The sequence below is a fragment of the Streptococcus hepaticus genome (assembly GCF_043656315.1).
GTDB lineage: Bacteria > Bacillota > Bacilli > Lactobacillales > Streptococcaceae > Streptococcus > Streptococcus hepaticus.
Genome location: NZ_JBINIY010000001.1, coordinates 319,633 through 342,797, shown reverse-complemented (window position 1 = coordinate 342,797; position 23,165 = coordinate 319,633). Strand labels below are relative to the sequence as shown.

Sequence of the window (23,165 nt, the reverse complement as noted above, 5' to 3'; positions counted from 1 at the left end):
CAATCATTTGACTGGTATTTTCATCAGATTTTAACAGCTTTCAAACGCAGAGCATTGAGCAAGACAGAAACGGAGCTCAAACTCATGGCTGCACCGGCTAACATAGGATTGAGGAGTGGTCCGCCAAAAATATATAGCAAGCCCATAGCAATAGGAATGCCTACTACATTATAGGCGAAGGCCCAGAAAAGATTCTGCTTGATGGTCCGCATGGTCGCACGACTAAGCTCTAAGGCACGAGCCACCACTCCTAAATCTCCTTGCATCAGCACGAGATCTGCCGACTCAATCGCCACATCTGTTCCAGTTCCCATAGCCATCCCGACATCTGCTTGAGCCAATGCGGGAGCGTCATTGATTCCATCACCCACCATGGCAACTCGTTTCCCTTGCACTTGTAAATCAGCAACAGCTGTCGATTTCTGCTCGGGAAGCACTTGGCTGATAACCTTTGAGATACCGATTTCTTTGGCAATAGCTTGCGCTGTCACTTCATTGTCTCCTGTCAACATGACCACATCTAGTCCCATGTCTTGTAGGTGTGCTATAGCTGTACGACTAGTTGATTTGACAGGATCCGCTACGGCGATAAGCCCCATCAATTGTCCCGCATAAGCCACGAAAACAGCTGTCTTTCCTGCTTTGGCATAGGTCTGGCTGACTGTCTGTCCTTTCGAAATGTCCACACCAATTTCTTCCATCAGTGCCTGATTTCCTAGATAGACTTGCTTTCCATCTAAGATTGCTGAAATCCCACGTCCAGACAAGGCTTCAAACTCTTGGCAGTCTTGTAAGGTTAGCCCTCTTGCCTTGGATCCTGTTAAAATTGCCTGACCCAGAGGATGTTCAGATCCTCTTTCTGCTGATGCTGCCAGAGTCAATAGGTCGGTTTCCGACACCCCATTGACCGTAAAAATATCTGTCACACTAGCCTGACCTGCTGTAATGGTTCCTGTCTTGTCAAGGACAACTGTATCTATCAACTGAGCCTGTTCCAAAGCTGAACCCGACTTGATGAGAATCCCTTTCTCCGCACCGAGACCTGTTCCCACCATGATAGCTGTTGGAGTCGCTAGACCAAGAGCACAAGGACAGGCAATCACCAGAACAGAAATGGCGATATTGAGGGCAAAGGTCCAGGACTGGCCACCAAGGAAAAACCAAGCCAGACCAGCCAAGGTCGCTAGGATCATAACCGTCGGAACAAAGACCGCTGACACCTTATCCGCCAAACGGGCAATAGAAGCTTTTGACCCCTGTGCTTCTTCGACCAACTTGATAATCTGCGACAAAACGGTATCCTGCCCAACCTCGGTTACCTGAAAAGTGAAGGAGCCATTTTCATTGATAGTCGCTCCAATCAACTGATCTCCCACTACTTTTTTAACGGGTAGACTTTCCCCTGTCACCATGGACTCGTCCACACGAGATTGACCTTCCAATAAAAGACCATCCACAGGAATTTTTTCTCCAGGACGAACCTGTAAAATATCCCCAATCATCAAATCTGAAACAGGAATATCTACTACCTGATCCCCCTTAATGAGGTGTGCAGTTTTTGGGGCAAGACCTACTAAATGTTGAATAGCTGTAGAGGTTTTTCCTTTTGAAACAGCCTCCAAGTATTTGCCCAAAGTGATGAGGGTCAAGATGACACCCGCAGACTCAAAATAGAGTTCGGGATGATGGCCAAAAGAAATCTTCCCAATCATTCCTAACAGCGTCATCACCAGACCCTGTCCTAGCGCAGCCATTGTCCCCACAGCAATCAAACTATCCATATTGGGATGACCTAGAAAGAGACTGCGCAAGCCATTTTGATAAAAAGAACGACCAAGATAGACGATGGGTAAGACCAGGATCAGTTGTAAAAAAGCAAAATGCAGAGGTTGCTGCATGGGTTGAATAACTCTAGGCAAAGGAAGACCAATCATACTGCCCATAGCAACATAGAGTAAGGGTAGGCAGAAAATTGTCGACCAGATAAATCGTTGCCACAAAATTTTTTCGCGTGATGGTTTATCGACTTCTTTTTCCTTTTCTGGATTTAAAACTAGATGGTAGCCAGCTTTTTCAACAACTTGTGCAAGATTTTCAGGCGATAGTTTCTCTTCATCAAAACGTACCGTTAACTTTTCTGTCGCTAGATTGACAACAGCTTGATCTACACCAACCTGCTTGCCCACAACTTTTTCCACCGTCATGGAACAAGCTGCGCAAGTGATTCCTTCAACTTTGTAGGTTTCTAATGCCATGATGTTCCCCCTTCTCGTTTTTTCATTTTAACAAATTTGATTACACTTGTAAACAAAAATGAAATAAAAAAGAAGGTTTCCCCTCTTTTTATTTACCTTTCAGCATACCTGTAATGCCACGTACCAGAATACGTCCTGCCTCACGCCCCACTACACTCATGATATTTTTTGTGAAGCGGTCCATAGGGCTGTCTGAGCAGCGACTACTTGTCTTTGCAGATTTTTGACTGGCTTTTTCTTGAGCCTCTGCCTGTCTTTCAACTTCTTTCTGAGCATCCTTTTCAGCCTTTTCTCGGGCTTTCTTAGCTTCCGCCTCTTCAGATTCTTTGATCAGTTGAGCTTCTTTTTCTTGAGTCATAGCGGCGATTTGCTCATGAGCTGACTCGCGGTTAATAGCTTCCGCATACTTGTCCATTAAACTCGAATTATTGAGCAACGACAGCACTACTACTGGGTCTGCAGTCCCCAAAAGACTTTTTGGTGGGTAAATCATCACCCGATCCGCAAAACTTGGGGTACCATCAACACCTAAAGTTGATACGACCGCTTCTCCCACCTGTAATTCTTGGATAACCTTGGCCAAATCCAACCCATCCTCTTGACGGAAGGTTTCGGCAACTGTCACAACTGTTTTCAGCTCTTTGGGAGTAAAAGCACGCAAACCATGCTGAATCCGATTGCCCAATTGACTAGCCACGCTGTCTGGAATGTCTGTTGGATTTTGAGTAACGAAGAAAACACCGACACCTTTTGAACGGATGAGACGGACAATAAGTTCGATTTTTTCCAAGAGAACCTTAGGCGCATCTTTGAAAAGAACATGAGCCTCATCAAAGAAGAAGACCATTTTAGGCTTATCCAGATCTCCCACTTCAGGCAAGGTTTCATAGAGTTCTGCTAGGAGAGACAAGAGCACAGTGGAGTAAAGTGTAGGCTGGTTGAAGAGCTGAGTAGCATTGAGAATGTTAATGATACCACGACCATCTTGATTTGTTCTCATCAAATCAGCAATTTCCAAACTTGGCTCGCCAAAGAAAATCTTGCCGCCCTGTTGCTCCAAAACGACCAGACTACGCAAGATTGCCCCAACGGAACGAGCAGGAATATTGCCATAATATTGACTCAACTCTGCGGCATGCTCCGCGACATAATTGAGCATAGCACGTAAGTCCATCATATCGATGAGCAAGAGCCCCTTTTCGTCAGCAACACTGAACACAATATTGAGAATGCTTTCCTGGGTCTCATTGAGTCCTAACAAACGTGTCAAAAGGACCGGTCCCATCTCAGAAATAGTCATCCGAACAGGCAGACCATTTTCCCCCATCACATCCCAGAGCTCAACAGGGTAGCTAGCTGGACTGTAGTCATCATAGTGGGTTGCGGTCAAACGCTCCGCAGCAATATTACCTGTATTTTCCTGAGTCAGACTAGTCAAATCACCCTTGATATCTGACAAAAATACTGGAATCCCTGCATCACTCAACTGCTCCGCCAAGACCTTCAAGGTCACTGTTTTCCCTGTCCCCGTCGCACCAGCAATAATACCATGGCGATTGAGGCGTTTTAGCACTAATTGCGCAGTCGCCTTCCCGTAACCAAATTGAATTGTATCAGACATAAGGTCTCCTTTTTTCTTGTATACTTTTCTCTATTTTACCATATCAAAATAGGATTTTCCTCTTGGAGACACGAAAAAAGAACTTGGACCAAAGTCTCAAGTTCTTTTACTTAGAGAAAATAGTTACCGTTCATATCTTATGAACCGAGTCCAGTCTCTCTTAAGCCACTTCTTCACTGGCTTCGGTGAATTGGCTGTTGTACAAGTCAGCGTAGAAACCATTTTGCTCCATGAGTCGGTCGTGGTTTCCTTGCTCAATGATATTCCCGTCTTTCATGACAAGAATGAGGTCCGCATTGCGAATGGTTGACAAGCGGTGAGCGATAACAAAAGAAGTACGTCCTTCCATGAGTTTATCCATCGCTTTCTGAATCAATTCTTCCGTACGTGTATCAACCGATGATGTCGCTTCATCCAAGATAAGTAATGGTGAATCTTTCAACAGAGCACGCGCAATGGTCAAGAGTTGCTTTTGTCCAACTGATAAGGTCACTGAGTCGTCCAGTACTGTGTCATAGCCATTTGGCAAGTTTTTTATAAAGTGATGTACACCGACAGCCTTGGCCGCAGCCTCCACCTGCTCATCGGTAATGTGATCTTGGTTGAAAATGAGGTTATCCTTGATAGTTCCCTCAAAGAGCCAAGTATCCTGCAGCACCATTGAAAAGGCATCGTGAACTTCTGTACGGCTCATATCGTGAACATTAACACCATCAATGGCAATCTGACCAGAATTAATCTCGTAGAAACGCATGAGCAGATTAACGATTGTCGTCTTACCAGCACCCGTTGGACCAACGATCGCCACCTTCTGACCTGGTTTGGCTTCAGAGGTAAAATCGTGAATAATCGTTTTCTCAGGATTGTAACCAAAGTGAACATGGTCGAAGGTTACATGACCTTTAACAGCTTCTAGCCGATTGGTCTTCCCTTCTTCTACTTCCATTTCCTCTTCATTAAGGAATTCAAAAACACGTCCCATAGCTGCGCTAGCAGATTGCAACTGGGTAATCCCTTGTGCAATTTGTCCGATAGGTTGCGTGAAAATACGCACGTAAGTCATGAAGGCGACGATGGTTCCCATAGTAATAGTCCCGTCAAGCGCAAGTGCCGCACCGACCACACAGACCATAACATAACCAAAGTTCCCAATAAACTGCATAAGTGGCATCATAATTCCTGAGAAAAATTGTGATTTCCACATAGAGTTATAGAGTTTGTCGTTAAGGTTTTTGAAATCAGACTTGGCTTGCTGACGGGCATTGTAGCTAGTTACTACATTATGTCCTGTATAGATTTCTTCCACATAACCAGAAATATTAGCTAGGTTGACTTGTTGCTTTTTGAAAAGTGGCTGACTTTTCACCATAATAATGGTAGAAAGAGCAAATCCTGCAAAGACAGAGAGGATAGCCGTTGTTGCCAAATGCCAGTCTGTCTTAAACATCATGAAGATAGAGCCAATCAAAAGCACAACTGAGGCCACCATAGCTACCAAGGACTGGTTGAATGATTGAGTCATCAAGTCCACATCATTCGTGACGCGAGAAAGAGTATCTCCTTGTGAATGACTATCAAAGTAACCGAGAGGAATTTTGTTGATTTTATCCGCAATCGCATTCCGCATGCGTTGCGCAAAATGTTGGATAATGGTAGTCACGATAAAACTAGCTGAGTAAGAGACGAGAGCACCAGCTACATAAAGGAGGGCCAGTTGACCTGCAATTTCACCGATTTTGGTTAGATTGATATCACCTGTCAGTCCCTTGATCATGAGGTCTGTCATTTCCTTGAGACGGTCAGGACCGATAACCGTGATGATACTTGAAATAACTGCTAGGACAACCGCTGCTCCAAAGAATCCCTTGTAGCCTTTGATATAGGGAGCCAGATTGGCAAATAGGCTTTTTTCTTGTTTTTTATTTTCCATTTTCCAACTCCTCCTTAGACAATTGTGAATAGGCAATTTCTTGGTAGACTTCATTGGTCGTAAGAAGTTCCTTGTGCGTTCCTTGACCAACAACCTTACCTTGATCCAATACCAAAATCAAATCCGCATCCATAATGGTTGAAATCCGTTGCGCTACAATCAGTTTGGTCATTTCAGCCGTTTTTTCCTTCAACTCTTTGCGCAAAATGCGGTCTGTCTTGTAATCCAAGGCAGAGAAAGAATCATCAAAGATGAGAATTTCGGGTTTACGAGCCAAGGCACGGGCGATAGCCAAACGTTGTTTTTGACCACCAGAGAAGTTTGTACCGCCTTGGGAAACTTCTTCGTCCAAACCTTTTTCCTTAGCTTCTACAAAGTCTTTAGCTTGCGCCAATTCCAAGGCTTCCCAGATTTGTTCATCGGTCAATGGAGACTGTTCAGACAAACCAAATGTCATATTAGAACGAATAGTACCACTAAAGAGCACTGCTTTTTGTGGAATGTAACCAACTTTATTATTGAGGTCATCATGTGAATAGTCATTGACATTGACACCATCCACCTTAATCCAGCCCTCCGTCGCGTCATAAAAACGTGGCAAGAGATTGACCAGAGTTGACTTCCCTGAACCAGTTGACCCGATAAAGGCTACGGTCTGACCTGCTTGGGCGGTAAAGGAAACATGCTCGATCACCGCACGAGAATTTTTGGTATAACGGAAGGAAACATCGTGGAATTCCACTTGCCCTGTTTGACCATTTCCTTCTTTTGAGCTTTCTGAAAATTGAACAGATGGTTCTAATGCCAACACTTCATTGATCCGACGTGTAGATACCAAAGCACGAGGCATAATAATGAAAATCGCAATCATCATCATAAAACCAATAACAACCTGCATGGCGTAAGATGAGAAGACCACCATATCAGAAAAGAGTGAAACACGGTCGCCAATGGCATCCTTTATGGCTAAAGCAGAAATTTGCATGGCTTCTGGACTGGTTTGATTGATGGCTGGAATCTTGATGTCATTGACCAAATGAGCCCCAATCCAGTAAATGGACAAGGTCAAGCCAGATGCTACTACTGTCATAACTGGATTCATGAGCGACATGAGACGGAAAACAAAGAGATTGAGTTTGGTCAAACCTGCATTCTCTTCCTTAAATTTCTCAGTTTGATAGTCCTCTGCATTATAGGCACGAACCACGCGTACACCTGATAAGGACTCACGCGTTGTCGCATTGAGGGCATCTGTCAAGCCCTGCACCTTACGCTGTTTTGGAAAAGCAAAGACCAGCAAAGTCGTCAATAGAATGAGCACTATAAGCACGGCAACTGCTACCGCACTGGTCCATTCATCACTCTTACCCCAAATTTTAGTCAAAGCCCAAACCGCCATGATTGGACCACGTGTCACCACCTGCATCCCCATTGTGATGAGAATCTGTAGCTGGGTCAAGTCGTTGGTAGTTCGTGTCAAAAGAGAAGGAATGGAAAATCTCTTGATTTCCGCATCTGAATAATCCATGACTTGATTAAAAATATCCCCACGCAGACGAGTAGTAAAGCTAGCTGCCGTACGAGATGCCAGAAAACCGACAGCTACCGCAATTAAGAAACTTCCCAACGAGAAGGCCATCATCTTAGAACCTGGTTCTAAAATATCCTTCACTTCTGTTCCCTTAGTCTGCAAGAGCGAGGTAATATCTGACATATACTCTGGACTCTTCAAGTCCATCCATACTGCTAAACAAATGAGGGCCGTACTCAAGGCAATCATTCCCCATTCTCTAGCATTCAACCGTTTAAAAATCTTAAACATGCATTACTCCTTTAAAAAGTGAAGAATCCTAAATTCCTTTAGGATTCGATATCATCTAATTGAATATTTTGAGATAATTTCTTCATCACACCACGAGCAACTTCTGTCTCTTCACGACTGATATCCGCTAACATGGTCTCATGAATGTAGACTACAAACTTCTCAAACTGAACTGCTTTTTCTCGGCCTAAGTCCGTCAAGGCAAGGTATTTGACGCGCTTATCTTTCTGGGATGGTTGAACTTGGATAAATCCATTTTTCTCCATCCGTTTGACCAAATTCGAAGCAACTGACTTGGAGATTTTTAATGAATCTTCAACATCTTTAATCGAATAAATCTGCTCAGGATTTTTATAGAGCAACTTCACAATAAAACCTTGCGGGCCTGCTAAATGCTCCACACCGCAATCGATTGCTGCTTTATCTAAAAATTTTTCAACCTGATTGACCAACCTCCGAAGCTGTTGAAGTGGGGTTTCCATGACTATCTCCATTCAATTAGTTATCATGATAACTATTATACACTAGATAGGGATAAAGTCAAGAAAAAAGTTCTCATGAAAACTATTTTTTTCAAAAAACTTTCTGAAAACAAAAACACTCCCATCAAAGAGAGTGTTTTGCCGAGTTTTCTTTTTAGAAGTATGAAACTAATTAATTTTTATCTCCTTTCTTTTTTGACCAGAAAAAGATTCCAGTCATTGCAGCCAAAATTGCCAAACCTAAAGCAAATAAGTTACTGCTTGTTTCACCTGTACGAGGTAAAACTTTTGCATTGCGTGTAGCCGGAGTTACTGGCGTATCTGTTGAAGTGACTGACACTACTTTACGGTAAACATGTGTTGTGTTGCCCTCTTTATCAGTAGTTGTTGTCACATACTCATAGCCTGGTAATTCTGAAGAAGTCTTCGTATCTTCTGTTCCTTCTTCATCGTCAGCTACTTTATTACCTTCTTCATCAACATGGTGGGTTACAACTGTCTTAGCAGGTGTTTCTTTCAAGCGATAAACATAAGTAATTTCAGTATTTCCTTTTACAACTTTACCAGTTTCTGCACCAATTGTTGAACTTGGTACCAACTCATAGGTTTTACCATCAAATTCAATTGTTGACGGTTTGTTGTCCGTGGTATCGTAGTCAGTATCTACTGGCGAAGCTGGGGTATCTGTCACAGAAGATGCGATGGTTTTACCATTTTCATCCACATAATGAACCATAACCATTCCCTTTGGTGTTTCTGGAGTTGGGCTTACAACTTCGCAGTATTGGTAAACAACGTGTTGTGTACCTTCTGCAACTTGACCATTTGCTGGCGCTGAGGTGTCTGAAATCTTCACAAACTCATAGGTCTTACCATCTTTCACCAACTTGTCTCCTTCAAGAGCACTTGTGTTGTAACCTGTACCAACTTCTTGGGCAGTAACAACTGGAGTTGTACCTTGGAGGCTACCAATAACCGTACCGTCTTTATCAACGATTTGGTGTTCGACGGTTACGCTACCTTTTGGTGTTTCTGGAGTTGAGGTTACAACCTTACGGTAAACGTAAGTTACTGTCTTAGTGCCTTCTTCAACATTGCCTGTTGGTGTAGCTGAACCGTCTTTTGGCTCTTCTTTTACCAACTCATACTCAATACCATCTGTTGAAGTTACTGTCTTAGGACGGAAATCTTCTGTTGTGGTGTCGTAAGGATTACCGTTTTTATTTACAGGAGCGTTTTCTTTAACATTTTTAGGAGCAACACCTGGAATTGGGTTACCCGCTTCGTCAACGTAATCTACAACCACGTTACCGATTACTGGAACGTATTCGAATGTAACTGTTTGTTTGCCAGCAGTGACTGTACCAGTTGCGTTGTTGTCCTTACCATCTGTATCACCGTTTGACTTGTAGGCATTGCCCTTATTGTCATAGAGATAACCTGGCTTAGGTTGTGTTTCGTAAGCTTCATCAATCGCTGAACCAGCTTCTTTAACAGTTGCCACAGTCGCTGAACCGTCGGCTGTTACCAATTCTTTATCCGTACCTTGGATAACGTGTTTTTCAACAACTTCACCACCAGTTTTCACTTCACGGTATTGGTAGATAACGTGTTGAGTTTCAGCTTTTACTTCACCATTTGCTGGCGCTGAAGTTGGAGCAACTTTGACATATTCATAAGTTTTGCCATCTTTTAAAAGCTTATCCCCAACGAGCGGTTGTGTAACATAAGCAGTACCAACTGTTTCATTTTCTTTCACAGTGGATTCTTCTGCTAAAGTTCCGATAACAATTCCAATATCGTCAATAATTTGATGTTCAACAGTCACTTTACCAACATTAGGCAAGCGGACTGACATACGGAAGAGATCATCATTGGAAAATTCAGTAAATCCATAACGCCCGAAATCACTCCAAAATTTATTGGCTCCATTAACTCCATCCGTATAGATTTCGTGTTCGCGTACACCGATATGCTTATCAAAGAAGGCTTTACCTGTTCCATAGGTAGCACTAGAAAATGCAGAAAACGGTACTGCGTCATGTGAAAGCTTAAAAGTTACTGTTGTAACTGTACCTTTTAATTGTACTGTCCCTGTTCCTGCTGGCACAAGTTTTAGAGACTGTGTCAATGTTCCTGCCTCTGTATGGTCTCCTTCATCAAGAACTGAACGATAGTATGTATTTCTTTCTGTAACTTTTATAGTCTTATCTGTAACAGTCAGATTAGTAGTTGACAGGCCAACTAGATTTACATCCTGATCTGAATTGATCAATTCAAGAACTGTATTGTTGAAAGAAGCACGAGCCGCAGTATTTGAATGATTTGCACTTTGAGCATATCCCCCCAATACCAGACAAGTCTATAATCGGATCTGTAATAGGTTCACTGAAAGTATAGGTCAGTGTTGCCATTTCCACTGCACCATTACGATTCAATATAGGCTGGATATTAGCAAACGAATCATCACCAATAAACTGTGGAGATTGGACCATAATACCCAATGCTGGAATTTCTGCTGGGTTAGGATTACCTGCAAATTGATTTGCTGTAGCTAAATAAGAAGACTGGTTATTACCATCAGTTAGATAACTTACTCCCTCAGCATTACTTCCAAGTGGTGCAATCGTCACTGTAACACTTACAACCGAACCATTATTTCTCTTTATTTAGTGGTTGCAGATTTATATTCAGGACTTCCTGCAATATTTCCAACAGAGGGATTGTTAATCTGATTTGATAACGACCAAGTTGAACTAAAGTTACTATAATCTTCAACCGTCGCGGCCTCAACAACTGTCTGTTGATATGTAAAAACGACATCAGCTACTCCTGCACCTAAAAACAAGGCTGTGCCAATGGTAAACCGAAGCCAGTCCACGCTTAAATCTACGCAATGAAAAATATTCTTGTTTATTAGCAAATATTTGATGTTTGTTTTTCATTTTATTCTCCTTTATTTCTAGATTATAGCTAGTGTCTATCCTAAGAACACGAAAAAAACTGCGAACTTTTCTCATTTCACAGATAAACTACAATTTCATTGCACTTTTAATATAGCAGACTATCAATTATAATTACTTGTTTTTTGAATATATTTTTATTCTATGAACAAACGTGATTTTTTATTCAATCGCGTTGAATATTCGGTTCAACAGCGAATTTTCCGAATATTCCATTTTATAAGAAATAATAATTCTCTAGTTAAAATATTTTAAAACTACAAAATAAAACAGGCCGAAACCTGTTTTACTGAACCTTTTTAGCCAACATGGTCGCAAAACGGAGACGGATTGGATTCCCATTTTCATCCAACTTATGGAGGTGACCGAAGTCTTCATTGTATTTGATAAATTCCCAGTCTTTGTAGTAATTACGTAATTCTCCTGCCTTAAAAGTGAATGGAAAATTCATAGTGCAGGGTGCATCTTCTGTATCCATGGCACAGACAATCAGATTGTAGCCACCAACCGCTGTTGATTCCTGCATATTTTTGATAATCGCAGGCACAGCCTCGGGATTGAGGAACATGAAAACAACCGTTGATAGGATGAAATCATAAGTCTGACGGAGATTAGCAGCATTGATATCATAGAGACCAAAGTTCATGTCCATATCTTCTGCATCAAGGACATTGGCTAGCATTTCCAGACTGACTTCGTTACGGTCCACAGCTGTCACATCAAAGCCCTTTTTAGCAAGGTAAAGAGCATTTCGCCCCTGACCACAGCCCAAATCCAGTACCTTACCCAGCGCCTTGACCACTTCCATGGCTTCAATCACTTCTGAATGCGTCCGACCATAATTGTATTTTTTTGCAAAATAGTCTTCTGGTTGACAGAAAAATTCCATAAAAAACTCTGTGTCATCTGTCAAAGGTATTACGCGGTGCCATGCTTGGGGTTCCACCATGGGAATATCCAAACGACGGTCAAAGACAAAGGTGTCCGTCGCCTCTCCCTCATCAGAAAGAGCTTCAAACTTAATCTGCCCCTTCAGAACCTTGATTTTCTCCCAAGTCCCCACCTGAGTATTGTGTTTATGGGTTATTTCTGTCGGAACCGTCTCCTTGGTCCAAACTGGCATTCGCTTATAAGCAACTAATTCTAACATGTCACTTCCTCAACTTCTATGATTTCTTCTATTATATCATAGATCAAAAAAGAACTAGATTTCTCTAGTTCTAGCGGCTATTAATCGACTTCATGGTTCGTTTCAAGTCACGTTCTTGTTCACGGCGCTTAATAGACTCACGCTTATCATAAGCGTGCTTCCCTTTGGCAAGTCCGATGAGAACTTTGGCGAAGCCGTCTTTGATATAAACTTTCAGAGGAACGAGGGTCATACCTGTGCCTTTGACTTCATTTTCTAATTGCTGGATTTGCTTTTTCCGTAGCAAGAGTTTCCGCGTTCTGGTTGGATCTTGATTCCAGATATTGCCCTCATCGTATGGGGCAATATGAACATTAACCAACCAAACCTCACCCTTTTTAATCTGGGCAAAGCCGTCTTTCAGGTTGATACGATCTGCACGGACTGACTTGATTTCTGTCCCTGTCAGTACAATTCCCGCCTCAATGGTATCGACAATGGTATAATCATGACTCGCCTTCTTATTTTGCGCGACGACGTTTCCTTGACCCTTGGCCATTTTTGCCTCCCTTCTTGGCTACTTCCTTGTAAAATGCTTTCTTTTTCTTCTTGTCTTTCCTTGGAGAATGCGGCTGTTCAGCTGATTTACGATACGATTTGCCCTTGCCTCGGCCTGACTTATCATCTCGGTCTCGGCTGGCGCGGCCTGACTTTTTACGATTAGACTTGGCAACTTTTTCCACCACATCAAGGTCCGACGGCAGGTACTCAAAGTCAATTTCTCCTGTCATCTTATCCGCCTTGGTCAGCTTGATTTTTATAGCCTGTCCAACTCGGAAAACAACACCAGATTTTTCCCCTTGCAAGGTCATGGTGCGCTCATTGTAGCTGTAATATTCAGGCAAATTAGTCACGTGAAGCAAGCCTTCTACCGTATTTGGCAATTCCACAAAGAGACCAAATTTTACAACGCTAGAGACCACACCGTCAAATTCTTGACCCACAAATTCCTGCATGTATTCCGCTTTTTTCATAGCTTCCACTTCACGCTCTGCATCAATCGCACGGCGTTCACGGCTAGAAGTTTGCTTGGCAATTTCAGGAATTTCTGCTTCAAAATGTGCAACTTTTTCCTCTGTCAGCTGACCATATTCCCGAACCATACGGTGAACCAAAAGGTCTGGGTAACGACGAATTGGGCTGGTAAAGTGAGTATAGAACTCCGCACCAAGTCCGTAGTGCCCTGCATTGTGCTCAGAATAACGTGCCTGTTGCATAGACCGCAAGAGCATCATGCTAAGCACTTCTGCATAGGGCTCACCTTCCACGCGCGCCATCAAATCCTGCAAGGCTTCTTGACTAATCGAGCTAGCAGTTCCGTAAATTGGCAGACCAAAAGTGCTCGCATAATCAATGAATTTCTGCAGTTTTTCAGACTTAGGCTCCTCATGGATACGGTAAATAAAAGGCAATTCTAACTTAGAAAAATGCTCCGCCACCGTTTCATTGGCTGCCAGCATAAAGGACTCAATCATCCGCTCCGCAATGCCACGTTGACGAAGGACAATATCCACAGGAAGACCGTCCTTGTTGACAATAATCTTGGCTTCACTGGTATCAAAATTCAGGGCACCGCGACCTGTCCGCATGGCTTCCAAGGTCTCATGGAGTTTGACCATAAGCTCTACACTTGGAAGAATTTTCTTAAACTGAGCAATCTTTTCCTTATCCCCAGCAATCATATCATTGACATCTGAATAGGTCATGCGGAAAGTTGTCTTGATAACAGTCTGTCCAATCCAATGCTTGACGACACGCCCCTTACGGTCAATTTCCATAATGGCTGACTGGGTCAAGCGGTCCACATTTGGATTAAGAGAGCAAATACCATTTGACAAACGCTCTGGCAGCATAGGCACCACGCGATCCGTCACATAAACAGAGGTTCCACGATTGAGGGCTTCCTTGTCAAGGACAGAACCTTCCGTCACATAGTAGGACACATCCGCAATGTGAACCCCCAATTCTAGGTTGCCATTTTTCAACTGCTTGATATGAACGGCATCGTCCAAGTCCTTGGCATCCGCCCCGTCAATGGTGAAGATAATTTCATCTCGTAAATCCAGGCGACCTTCCATATCCTTTTCAGACGGTGCTTCTGGAACCCGATTGGCTTCAGCTAATACTTCTTCTGGAAATTCGGAAACAATATCCATGGATTCCAAGACCTCGAGAACATCAATCCCCACATCATCCTTATGGCCTACGACATCACGCAGAGTCGCTACAAAATAATCATGCTTCTTACTTGGGTATTTTTCAATGTCTACCTTGATAATCTCCGTCCCTGTCAGAATAAGTGGCGATTTTTTCACATAAATTCGTTGCTGGATTTTTTGATTTTTAGACTTGATATAGCCAGCATACTTGGGCTTTTCTTCATCCAACACCAAGAGACCCACCGCAGTTTTTAGCGCATGGTCCAAAATATCAATGACCCGTGCTTCGGCCGCTGTCCCCTTGAGACGATCTGCCACCTTGGTAATGGCAACTTCTACCATATCGCCTTCAATAGCATGGTTGACATCATTACACCCCACAAAAAGGTCGTCCTCTTCCTCATCAACCGTTACAAAACCAAAACCGTTTTTATGAGCACGGAAAATCCCTTTAATGGTAATGGCTTTCTTTTCTTTCTTTTTCGGAAGGGAAATCCGCCCCTCCTTGTCAAAATGCAATTGCCCCTGGCTTTCCAACTTGGAAACCAGTTTGATCAATTCTACAAATTCCTTGGAGGAGCTAGCCCCCAGTTGGTCAGCAAGTTGGTCCATAGTTACAGGACCTACCTCTGCCAAATAATCTTTAATATCTTTTTTCATGATTCCTCTACAAAAAAAGGGACTGACAAGTCCCTGTACCATCTATTTACTTGAAATGATTACCAAACCAAGCGCTACCAACATCCATAAAAATACAAGGATAGCTGTCAAACGTTGCATAACCGCTTCAAATCCACGCGCCTTTGTACGTTCAAACAAGGCACCTGAACTCGCGTCAAATACATTACTAGATTGGTTTTTAGCGGGTTGTAAAAAAATCACCACTACTGTAATCACTGATAAAACTAAAAGAATGGTTAATAAAACTTGGTACATTTTTTGTTCACTTTCTTCAATAACTCTCTACAGTATACCATAAGTTCTATTTTGTTTCAAGGTGAAGGGTTACTTTTCTTTCCTTGGGACAATATTTGAGAACTTCTATTTTCTGAGGATGAGTTTTGCTGTTTTTACTGGTCAGATAATTCTTACTGCCACATTCCGAACATTGTAAATTGATTTTTACTCTCACACAATTTCCTTTACTTTGAGATAGTTTCTAAAATTGGTCAAACTCCAGCTAAAGTTGAAAAAGACAATGGCTGCTGTCACATAAAATACCATGCGGTAACCTAGATGCGTTGCCACCATGGAGCCGATAAAGGGACCAGCCACTTGTCCCATGTAGCTAAACATTTGGTTGTAGCTGAAAATCCGCGAAATCCCTTCTCTTGGTGTAATTTTACTAAGAAGTGAATTGATACTGGGCATGAGTGCCCCTACACCAAAACCGTACATAAAGCGCAAGATTCCCAACTGCAAGGGTGTTTGAGCCAAGGCACAGAGAAAATACATGGAAAAACTGTAAAAAAGTGCCAAGAGTAAGAGACGATGATTGCCAATACGGTCACCGATTTTTCCAAGAAAGGACGAGCTCAACATACTCGAAAAACCAAGAGCTGACACAATCAAACCTGATACAAACATGAGATTGCTGGTCTGCCCCAGATGACGAATGTAGAGCGTTAAAATCGGCGCAATAGACTGGGCAGAAATCTGGATAATCATACTGGTCACGAAAAGTCCCACCATAATTTGCAAACTTTTAACCTGCTTAAAGACCTCTCGCGTCGGCATAATATCTTCTCGTGTAATGGGTTCAAAATCTTCCTTCACCATAAAAATTGTCATGAGAGTACAGATAAGAAGGATAAAACCAACCAAGAGAAAAACTTGACGTATACCCAGCCATTCTGCCAACAGTCCACCGAGCAGAGGACCTATCAAGCTTCCACCTGTCACACCTGTCGCTAAGGTTCCGAGAGCATATCCCGAATGTCCCTTGGGCGCCTGACTCGCAATCAATGCAGTCGAATTAGGCACATAGCCTGCAAAGACACCATTCAAAATCCGTAAGACCAAGAGCCAGTAAACATTGGGTACAAAGGCCAAGCCTCCCATAGTAAAGGTCATGACCAAGGCTGCTCTAACCATCATAGGCTTGCGGCCAAAGCGATCCGCCAAGCACCCCCAAATAGGAGACACTAGGGCGGAAGCTAGAGCAGATAGAGAAACAGCTAAGCCCGCATACCACTCCACCTTACTTTTAGGAGCTCCCAATTCCTCCACATAGAGGACCATAAAGGGCATAACAAGTGAAAAGCTTGCCCCAGTAAAAAAATTACCAAGCCAAGCTACTTTTAAATTTTGACGCCAATTTACTGTATTCGTCGAAATAAGTCATCATCTTCTTTCTCTCTAAAGTCTTTGATTATTATAACACAAACAGACTATAAAGACAGATTTTTTAGGATATTCTTTTTAGAGCTTGATCAATTTGGGCAAATGTTTCTACCAAACTACCACTATTGTCAAAAATGACCTGGGCAAATGGTCGCTTCTGTGCAAGAGACATCTGGCTGTCCAAGCGTTTTTGAGCCTCATCATCAGTATAGCCGTTGCGCTCTTTGAGACGTTGCAACTGGATTTCTTCATCAACTGCTACTAGCCAGATTTCATCAAACCAGCTCACATAATCCGCCTCAATCAAGAGTGGAATGTCCATGAAAATCAAGTCCTGAGTCTGAGCTAGTTGGTCTTTTTGTCTGGCTAATTCTTTCCGGATGATCTCACTTTGCAGACGAGCAGACTTATTTAAATTTTCTTGGGAAGAAAAAATCAACTGCGCCAAGGCTGGACGATTGAGATTGCCGTCTCCATCCAAAATGCTTTCACCAAGCCAGCCAATCAGCGCTTCATAGAGTTTGCCCTCCTTGGCCTGCAGGTCATGGACCACTTGGTCCGCATCAATAACCTCATATCCCAACTGCCGCAAATACTTGGTCACGGTTGACTTTCCAGAGGCAATTCCACCTGTAATTCCGATGATTTTACTCATTTTTCCACCTGACACTGGGGACAAAAATGCGTTCCCCGACCTCCCAACTTAAATTTCTCAATGGGTGTCCCGCAACGCGCACAAGGCTCACCCGTCTTGCCATAAACCTGCAAGTAATCCTGCATAGTCCCATCCATGCCCAAGGCATTGCGATAAGTTCGAATGGTGGCCCCCCCTTTTTCAATCCCCAGCTGCAAGATGCGAATAATCTCCTGACGCAGTCCTTCACTTTCTTCGTTATTTAGGGACATAGCAGAGCGACTTGGATGAATGCAACTAGCCCACAGAGCCTCGTCTACATAGATATTCCCCAGTCCGACGACCAAGCCCTGCTCTAGCAAGAGCGGTTTGATTGGTTTTTTAGACTTGCTCAATTTTTCCTGGAATGGCGCCAGCGCAAAATCATCCTCCGTCGGTTCAGGGCCTAGCTTTCTCTTCTCAAAATACAATTCCAGTTCTGATTCTTTCAGCAATTCCATTGTCCCAAACTTGCGCACATCTTGATAGACCAAGGTTGAACCGTCTGTTAATTTGAAAAAGACATGAAAATGCTTATTATCAGGTACCGCGTCAGGAAAGAGCAGATACTTACCCTCCATCCGCAAGTGCGAAATTAAGACAAAATCTGTCAAGTAAAATAGCAAATATTTCCCACGACGACCAACAGACTGGATGACCTGACCAAGCAAAAAAATTGTAAACTCCTCAGCCCCCGTCACAATCATCTTTGGCACACCCACTTGAACAGAACGAATTTCTTTTTCAACGACAAGTCGCTCCAGCCCACGACGCACCGTTTCCACTTCTGGTAATTCTGGCATAGATTTCCTTTCTAATCTTCCTTAGAGTAACTTAAAATATCCCCTGGCTGACAATCTAAGGCCTGGCAAATAGCTAGTAAGGTCGCAAAGCGAATCCCTTTGACCTTTCCCGTTTTTAATATGGACAAGTTAGCTTGAGTTATCCCTACTATTTGCGCCAATTCCTTGGAACTAATCTTCCTCTCAGCCAGCACTTTATCAAGATTCACCTTAATCTCAGCCATTAAATAAAACCATCCATTTCTTTTCTTCTTTTAGAACTGTCCCATTTTTGACAATCACTGCTAAACAGGCAAATACCAGTAACAAAATCACATTATCTAAATATGGAAAAACATAGTTTAAGGCAAAGGTATCTAGACTTGTAAATGGCACATAACTAATAAAAATATCGTCAAGCAAACTGCAAATCATCATGAGGGCAGAGACCTTAAAAATCTCTTTTGAAAGCCGAGAAACATGTTCAGTAAATAAATTGCCTTCCAGTAGGTTCAAAAGAAATTTTCGAATACGACTGAGTGAGACAATAGGCAGCATTTCTGCCCACAACATTTGGAAGACCATTCTGAGCAGTTCTTTAGCAGGCTCCACCGTCTCATTCCAATCTAAAAATAGAAGCACTACTCCTAGCAGTCCTCGACCGATAATCCAAGTCAACAAGAACCAAGAAACAAATTTCTTACTTTTTTGCAAGCTCATAAGAACCTCCTGTTATTGTTTTAAAACAATTATCTCTTTTTAAAATTATCATCAAACAATAATTTTAAAAGTCAAGAAAAGCTGAGCCAAGCCCAGCTTTCTTTAATGTCCCATAGTAAAGCTATCTGTGAAATATTCTTCTAACATCAGCTGATGCTTAGCTGATACACTATCCAATTGCTCAATTTCCTCACGAGAGAAAAATTGTAGTTTCAGCGTTTCTTCATTCTTAAAATTCTCAATAGCGATGTCAGATAAGGCCTTTAATTCATAAATGAAAACCACTGTTTGAACGGCATCCCCATTAGGATATGCTTCCTCAAAGTTGGTGTAGACATTCAGCAATTGAACCGCCTCAACTGCAACACCCGTTTCCTCAAAAAACTCACGTTTGCAAGTATCGAGTGAAGACTCTCCTAACTCCATTGTGCCGCCTGGAATCGACCACGTCTTCTTATCCTCACGCAACTGCAAGAGCACCTTCCCCTCATCATTAGCCAAGATACCACCAGCGAAGTTAAGGATAATCTTATCATGCCCAACTTTTGAGCGGAGGTAGGAAATATAGTCTTGTGCCATTTCTTGTCTCTCATTCCTTTATAAGCTCGGGTTAAAAAATGATTTGTTATTGTCCTATGTTAATTTTAGGGGAATTTACAGTTTGACGCAGTGGTTGAGTGGTCTCTAATGCGTTGATAAATCAACTTTTACAGACCTACTCAACTTTGCGGAGGTGGGACGACAAAATCGAAGACTTAGTCTTACCGATTTTTGTCCCACTCTCAATACTCTTTCTCATTATAGCCAAAGTCAGCCAAATCTAACTTCTTATCACGCCAGTTTTTCTTGACTTTCACCCATGTTTCAAGGTAAACCTTGTCACCCAGCATGATTTCAATGTCACGACGAGCCATTTTACCGATTTTCTTGAGCATGTCACCTTGTTTACCAATGATGATGCCTTTTTGGCTATCACGTTCCACCATGATAGTCGCACGGATGTGAACTTTATCCGTCTCCTCGTCACGTTTCATCGAATCAATGACAACCGCTACTGAGTGCGGCACTTCTTGCTCCGTCAATTTGAGGATTTTCTCGCGGATCATTTCAGACACCAAAAAGCGTTCTGGGTGGTCTGTAATCTGGTCTTCTGGGAAATATTGGAATCCTTCCTCCAAGTTTTCTTTCAAGAGAGACAAGAGAGTTTCTACATTATTGCCTTGAAGGGCAGAAATTGGCACCACTTCCTTGAAATCCATTTGGCTACGGAAGTCATCAATCTGTTCCAAGAGTTGGTCTGGATGGACCTTGTCAATCTTATTGATCACCAAGATAACTGGAATTTTCGCCGCCTTGAGGCGTTCGATAATCATATCGTCACCCTTGCCACGTTTCTCATCGGCTGGCACCATAAAGAGAACGGTTTCTACTTCACGGAGAGTGCTATAAGCTGACTCCACCATGAAATCACCCAAGGCAGTCTTGGGCTTGTGAATACCAGGGGTATCGATAAAGACAATCTGCTCTGTCTCTGTCGTGTAAATTCCCATGATTTTATTGCGCGTCGTTTGCGCTTTATCGGACATGATGGCAATTTTTTGCCCCATGACATGATTCAAAAATGTTGATTTTCCAACATTTGGACGGCCAAGAATAGCCACAAAACCTGATTTAAAGGTCATACTTTCTCCTTAAAATAATAAATTCCAAATTTTCGGAATAAAAATAATCATCCCTGTCAACAAAGCAAAGCCAGAAACAAATAAAACTGCGCCTGCTGCCATGTCCTTGGCATTTTTTGCAAGCATGGAAAAGTGATAACCGCTAGCCAGGTCCACCACATTTTCAATAGCCGAATTGACAATCTCAAAAGCGATAACCAGGCTAATGCTCAAGAGCAAGAAGAGCCACTCGGTCACCGACACACGAAAAATCAATCCTGCTATCAAGACCAAGATAGCTGACACCGTATGCTTGCGCATGTTGCGCTCTTCCTTAAAAGCCGTAAACAGACCAGTGATGGCAAATTCCATACTGGCTACTAAATCACGGTTTTTCCACTTTTTTTGTGAGTTATTCTCGTGTAAGTCCATAAGCAGTCAAAATCTCTTCCTGTAGTCCAAACATTTCTGCTTCTTCTTCTGGTGTGTAATGATCATACCCGTTGATATGCAAGAAACCGTGTACCGCTAAAAATCCCATTTCCCGTTCATAAGAATGACCGTAGTCTTCCGCTTGCTCACGCGCCTTATCAATGGAAATGTAGAGCTCACCAATGTAGCTGTCAAACTCGTCCATCATCTCAGCCAATTCAGGATTGTCCACCAAGTCCTCCTCGTCAAAGAGGATTTCCTGCTCTGGCTTATACTCCAAACTCACCACATCTGTTGGGCGGTCAATCCCACGGTATTCCAAATTGACTTCGTGCACCCGTGTATTATCCACAAAAGTGACAGCCATTTCCTTATTTTCCTTACCAATCTTGCTAGCTGCAAAATTCAGCAACTCCGTAATTTGTTCCTGCATTTGAGACGATACTTGCCCCGTCTCATCCACCATTTCAATATACATGTTTTTCTCTTTTCTGTCTTTTTTCCATTATACCACAAAGCCAACCAATGCCGAAAGAAAAAAGGGACTGGGACAAGAGTACCTAACCTCTTACTTTTATATAATCTGATTTTCGATACGCAGTGATTTAGAGAAATTCTGTTACCATTTGCCAACCTAGAATTTCCCTTGCACAAACTTTAGTACCAATGAATCACTGCATAGTTGTCATTATAGAAGCTGGATTAGCGCTATTATCAAAAGCATCTTCTATAATTACCGTTTCTACACTAAAAAGATTTCCACCCTTGATTACCCCTACACCAGTACAAGCCAACACTGCTTGACCATCACCACTAGTAAGTCTCATCATTCATCGTTATATTACCAATAGAAGTCAGTGAATTGGCTAGACAATAGTCTTCAAAATTTGTTTTGGAGTTGTCTAAACATTATCAAAAAGATTAAGAATAGGACAGAAACAGTCTCACAAATATACAACTAAACCTATTTTAATTAAGAGTTGGAAAATATCTCACAACCCTTTTATTGTATCATGAAAAAAAATTAAAAAAATAGACTTGATTTTAATTTAATACGGATATACAATCAAGGTGTAAAATTTGTTGGATTAGCTTGTTAGAAAGGAGTTTTTTAAGAAGAAATCAAGCTGACTCCCCTATAAGATTATTTTTTAGAAAGGATTACAGTTATGAAGCGTTTTTTTCAAAACAATATTATTATTTACTGCCCTCAGTGGTGTAGTTACTCCATTTATTCAAGCAAGTACGATTTATGCAAATGAAAATACGAATGCTGATGGTGTTACTGTCTCTTCAGTAGAAAATAATTACTCATATGAGGATGAGAAATTATTCGACAATGGTACGTTAATTTTAGGAAACGAGGAATTTGAAGTTTTAAGTGCAATTGAAAATATACCAGATGAAGTAATAGCAAGTGGCTCAGAAAGAATAAATCAATATTTTCATGAGAAAGGGATTACTCGAATAAGAGTAAGTGATAAAATAAGACAAAAAAGAGGAACTGTAGGGTGTATTTCTGCCGTAGGTATTGCATTGGTTGTAAATCTCACACCAGCAAAAATTGCTAAGGCAAAAAGTGCATTAAAAGCCTTAGGCGGTGCTGCTAATTTTGTATATAAAACGGTTGGTCTCTATAACAAATTTAAAGCAACTAGAGCAAAGTTGGCAGCTGCTCAAGCTGCGGTTTCAGCGGCTGCTGCTAATGTTGGTGGACGCGAAATACTATTAGAATTGTTTTCACTAGGTAGTGTTTATTCAGAATGCTTTGAATAAAAAGATATTATATGAAAAAAAGAATTATTGATAATATCATTTTAATTTTAATCGCAACTTCTTTTATAATGAGTTATTTTATTAAAAATGATAGCAAAGAGTTTCTCTTAATTATTATTTTTCTGTTTGTATTATTTCTAACCTTTTACAAGCATAGAAAGTAAGGTTTTAATTTTTATATCGAATAAACCAAAAGACCTCGAATGAACAAGGTCTTTTGGTTTTGGGTTCAGCGAAAAGAGGAATAATTTCATTCTCCTAAGCCCTACTTATCGAAAATTAGACTATAAAAAAGCAATATGTGATATAATCGCAACCTTACAATCAAGTTACAAAATTATTTTTACCGAATATTCA

24 protein-coding genes are annotated in these 23,165 nt (G+C 41.8%); 1 reads left to right on the top strand and 23 read right to left on the bottom strand.

What is annotated here, in order from left to right; all coding sequences use genetic code 11:
• Window positions 1–23: 23 nt before the first annotated feature.
• The 23 genes from ACHUFA_RS01835 to ACHUFA_RS01725 all read right to left on the bottom strand — a co-directional run bounded on the left by ACHUFA_RS01835 (window position 24) and on the right by ACHUFA_RS01725 (window position 21,862).
• The gene (locus tag ACHUFA_RS01835) at window positions 24–2,255 is read right to left on the bottom strand and encodes a heavy metal translocating P-type ATPase (protein ID WP_394404740.1); all 2,232 of its coding nucleotides are present in this window, start codon (window positions 2,253–2,255) and stop codon (window positions 24–26) included.
• Window positions 2,256–2,343: 88 nt separating this feature from the next.
• Complete coding sequence (locus ACHUFA_RS01830) at window positions 2,344–3,876, bottom strand: helicase HerA-like domain-containing protein (RefSeq protein ID WP_394404739.1); 1,533 nt, start codon at window positions 3,874–3,876, stop codon at window positions 2,344–2,346.
• Between the two features lie 160 nt (window positions 3,877–4,036).
• Complete coding sequence (locus tag ACHUFA_RS01825) at window positions 4,037–5,806, bottom strand: ABC transporter ATP-binding protein (RefSeq protein WP_394404738.1); 1,770 nt, start codon at window positions 5,804–5,806, stop codon at window positions 4,037–4,039.
• Window positions 5,796–7,628 carry an ABC transporter ATP-binding protein gene (locus ACHUFA_RS01820; RefSeq protein ID WP_222346768.1) on the bottom strand — a complete coding sequence of 611 codons (1,833 nt, stop codon included), beginning with the start codon at window positions 7,626–7,628 and terminating at the stop codon, window positions 5,796–5,798. The genes ACHUFA_RS01825 and ACHUFA_RS01820 overlap by 11 nt, the downstream gene beginning before the upstream one ends.
• A gap of 38 nt (window positions 7,629–7,666) precedes the next feature.
• On the bottom strand, window positions 7,667–8,110 hold the full coding sequence (locus ACHUFA_RS01815; protein ID WP_222346770.1) for a MarR family winged helix-turn-helix transcriptional regulator: 444 nt from the start codon (window positions 8,108–8,110) through the stop codon (window positions 7,667–7,669).
• A gap of 172 nt (window positions 8,111–8,282) precedes the next feature.
• Window positions 8,283–10,385 (bottom strand): MucBP domain-containing protein, encoded by a 2,103-nt coding sequence (locus ACHUFA_RS01810; RefSeq protein WP_394404737.1) that lies wholly within the window; start codon window positions 10,383–10,385, stop codon window positions 8,283–8,285.
• 1 nt (window position 10,386) lies between these two features.
• Window positions 10,387–10,743 carry a hypothetical protein gene (locus ACHUFA_RS01805; protein WP_394404736.1) on the bottom strand — a complete coding sequence of 119 codons (357 nt, stop codon included), beginning with the start codon at window positions 10,741–10,743 and terminating at the stop codon, window positions 10,387–10,389.
• A 32-nt stretch (window positions 10,744–10,775) separates the two neighbouring features.
• Complete coding sequence (locus tag ACHUFA_RS01800; protein ID WP_222346773.1) at window positions 10,776–10,991, bottom strand: hypothetical protein; 216 nt, start codon at window positions 10,989–10,991, stop codon at window positions 10,776–10,778.
• A gap of 368 nt (window positions 10,992–11,359) precedes the next feature.
• A complete protein-coding gene (gene tehB / locus ACHUFA_RS01795; protein WP_394404735.1) occupies window positions 11,360–12,223 on the bottom strand; it encodes an SAM-dependent methyltransferase TehB in 864 nt (287 codons plus the stop codon).
• A gap of 70 nt (window positions 12,224–12,293) precedes the next feature.
• Window positions 12,294–12,761, bottom strand: a complete 468-nt coding sequence (gene smpB / locus ACHUFA_RS01790) for an SsrA-binding protein SmpB (protein ID WP_394404734.1) — start codon at window positions 12,759–12,761, stop codon at window positions 12,294–12,296.
• Window positions 12,724–15,081: a ribonuclease R gene (gene rnr, locus ACHUFA_RS01785; protein WP_394404733.1), complete on the bottom strand. Its 2,358-nt coding sequence runs from the start codon at window positions 15,079–15,081 to the stop codon at window positions 12,724–12,726. Before rnr ends, smpB begins: the two co-directional genes overlap by 38 nt.
• A 42-nt stretch (window positions 15,082–15,123) precedes the next feature.
• Complete coding sequence (secG, locus tag ACHUFA_RS01780) at window positions 15,124–15,357, bottom strand: preprotein translocase subunit SecG (protein WP_222346787.1); 234 nt, start codon at window positions 15,355–15,357, stop codon at window positions 15,124–15,126.
• A gap of 46 nt (window positions 15,358–15,403) precedes the next feature.
• Window positions 15,404–15,553, bottom strand: coding sequence for a 50S ribosomal protein L33 (gene rpmG, locus ACHUFA_RS01775; RefSeq protein WP_075099873.1), 150 nt, complete (start codon window positions 15,551–15,553; stop codon window positions 15,404–15,406).
• On the bottom strand, window positions 15,550–16,758 hold the full coding sequence (locus ACHUFA_RS01770; protein ID WP_222347177.1) for a multidrug efflux MFS transporter: 1,209 nt from the start codon (window positions 16,756–16,758) through the stop codon (window positions 15,550–15,552). The genes rpmG and ACHUFA_RS01770 overlap by 4 nt, the downstream gene beginning before the upstream one ends.
• A 70-nt stretch (window positions 16,759–16,828) precedes the next feature.
• Window positions 16,829–17,419 (bottom strand): dephospho-CoA kinase, encoded by a 591-nt coding sequence (gene coaE, locus ACHUFA_RS01765; RefSeq protein ID WP_394404732.1) that lies wholly within the window; start codon window positions 17,417–17,419, stop codon window positions 16,829–16,831.
• Window positions 17,416–18,240 (bottom strand): DNA-formamidopyrimidine glycosylase, encoded by an 825-nt coding sequence (gene mutM, locus ACHUFA_RS01760; protein WP_222346796.1) that lies wholly within the window; start codon window positions 18,238–18,240, stop codon window positions 17,416–17,418. Before mutM ends, coaE begins: the two co-directional genes overlap by 4 nt.
• Window positions 18,241–18,251: 11 nt before the next feature.
• Window positions 18,252–18,464: a helix-turn-helix domain-containing protein gene (locus ACHUFA_RS01755; protein ID WP_222346798.1), complete on the bottom strand. Its 213-nt coding sequence runs from the start codon at window positions 18,462–18,464 to the stop codon at window positions 18,252–18,254.
• Window positions 18,457–18,939, bottom strand: a complete 483-nt coding sequence (locus ACHUFA_RS01750) for a hypothetical protein (RefSeq protein WP_222346799.1) — start codon at window positions 18,937–18,939, stop codon at window positions 18,457–18,459. Before ACHUFA_RS01750 ends, ACHUFA_RS01755 begins: the two co-directional genes overlap by 8 nt.
• Window positions 18,940–19,041: 102 nt before the next feature.
• Window positions 19,042–19,518 carry an NUDIX hydrolase gene (locus tag ACHUFA_RS01745; RefSeq protein ID WP_394404731.1) on the bottom strand — a complete coding sequence of 159 codons (477 nt, stop codon included), beginning with the start codon at window positions 19,516–19,518 and terminating at the stop codon, window positions 19,042–19,044.
• 203 nt (window positions 19,519–19,721) lie between these two features.
• A complete protein-coding gene (era, locus tag ACHUFA_RS01740; protein ID WP_222346802.1) occupies window positions 19,722–20,621 on the bottom strand; it encodes a GTPase Era in 900 nt (299 codons plus the stop codon).
• Window positions 20,622–20,630: 9 nt separating this feature from the next.
• Window positions 20,631–21,032 carry a diacylglycerol kinase family protein gene (locus ACHUFA_RS01735; RefSeq protein WP_222346803.1) on the bottom strand — a complete coding sequence of 134 codons (402 nt, stop codon included), beginning with the start codon at window positions 21,030–21,032 and terminating at the stop codon, window positions 20,631–20,633.
• The gene (ybeY, locus tag ACHUFA_RS01730) at window positions 21,013–21,510 is read right to left on the bottom strand and encodes an rRNA maturation RNase YbeY (RefSeq protein WP_394404730.1); all 498 of its coding nucleotides are present in this window, start codon (window positions 21,508–21,510) and stop codon (window positions 21,013–21,015) included. The genes ACHUFA_RS01735 and ybeY overlap by 20 nt, the downstream gene beginning before the upstream one ends.
• 193 nt (window positions 21,511–21,703) lie before the next feature.
• The gene (locus tag ACHUFA_RS01725; protein WP_394404729.1) at window positions 21,704–21,862 is read right to left on the bottom strand and encodes a hypothetical protein; all 159 of its coding nucleotides are present in this window, start codon (window positions 21,860–21,862) and stop codon (window positions 21,704–21,706) included.
• Window positions 21,863–22,568: 706 nt separating this feature from the next.
• Here ACHUFA_RS01725 and ACHUFA_RS01720 point away from each other — a divergent pair.
• Window positions 22,569–22,808, top strand: a complete 240-nt coding sequence (locus ACHUFA_RS01720; protein WP_394404728.1) for a hypothetical protein — start codon at window positions 22,569–22,571, stop codon at window positions 22,806–22,808.
• Window positions 22,809–23,165 lie beyond the last annotated feature (357 nt).

Bases quoted from the DNA above. Each gene is read 5' to 3' on its own strand.
- rnr (WP_394404733.1), bottom strand. From the start codon at position 15,081: ATGAAAAAAGATATTAAAGATTATTTGGCAGAGGTAGGTCCTGTAACT.
- ACHUFA_RS01820 (WP_222346768.1), bottom strand. From the start codon at position 7,628: ATGTTTAAGATTTTTAAACGGTTGAATGCTAGAGAATGGGGAATGATT.
- tehB (WP_394404735.1), bottom strand. From the start codon at position 12,223: ATGTTAGAATTAGTTGCTTATAAGCGAATGCCAGTTTGGACCAAGGAG.
- ACHUFA_RS01745 (WP_394404731.1), bottom strand. From the start codon at position 19,518: ATGGCACAAGACTATATTTCCTACCTCCGCTCAAAAGTTGGGCATGAT.
- ACHUFA_RS01830 (WP_394404739.1), bottom strand. From the start codon at position 3,876: ATGTCTGATACAATTCAATTTGGTTACGGGAAGGCGACTGCGCAATTA.
- ACHUFA_RS01725 (WP_394404729.1), bottom strand. From the start codon at position 21,862: ATGATGAGACTTACTAGTGGTGATGGTCAAGCAGTGTTGGCTTGTACT.
- secG (WP_222346787.1), bottom strand. From the start codon at position 15,357: ATGTACCAAGTTTTATTAACCATTCTTTTAGTTTTATCAGTGATTACA.
- ACHUFA_RS01835 (WP_394404740.1), bottom strand. From the start codon at position 2,255: ATGGCATTAGAAACCTACAAAGTTGAAGGAATCACTTGCGCAGCTTGT.
- ACHUFA_RS01750 (WP_222346799.1), bottom strand. From the start codon at position 18,939: ATGAGCTTGCAAAAAAGTAAGAAATTTGTTTCTTGGTTCTTGTTGACT.
- coaE (WP_394404732.1), bottom strand. From the start codon at position 17,419: ATGAGTAAAATCATCGGAATTACAGGTGGAATTGCCTCTGGAAAGTCA.
- ybeY (WP_394404730.1), bottom strand. From the start codon at position 21,510: ATGTATATTGAAATGGTGGATGAGACGGGGCAAGTATCGTCTCAAATG.
- ACHUFA_RS01755 (WP_222346798.1), bottom strand. From the start codon at position 18,464: ATGGCTGAGATTAAGGTGAATCTTGATAAAGTGCTGGCTGAGAGGAAG.
- mutM (WP_222346796.1), bottom strand. From the start codon at position 18,240: ATGCCAGAATTACCAGAAGTGGAAACGGTGCGTCGTGGGCTGGAGCGA.
- ACHUFA_RS01825 (WP_394404738.1), bottom strand. From the start codon at position 5,806: ATGGAAAATAAAAAACAAGAAAAAAGCCTATTTGCCAATCTGGCTCCC.
- ACHUFA_RS01815 (WP_222346770.1), bottom strand. From the start codon at position 8,110: ATGGAAACCCCACTTCAACAGCTTCGGAGGTTGGTCAATCAGGTTGAA.
- era (WP_222346802.1), bottom strand. From the start codon at position 20,621: ATGACCTTTAAATCAGGTTTTGTGGCTATTCTTGGCCGTCCAAATGTT.
- smpB (WP_394404734.1), bottom strand. From the start codon at position 12,761: ATGGCCAAGGGTCAAGGAAACGTCGTCGCGCAAAATAAGAAGGCGAGT.
- ACHUFA_RS01735 (WP_222346803.1), bottom strand. From the start codon at position 21,032: ATGGACTTACACGAGAATAACTCACAAAAAAAGTGGAAAAACCGTGAT.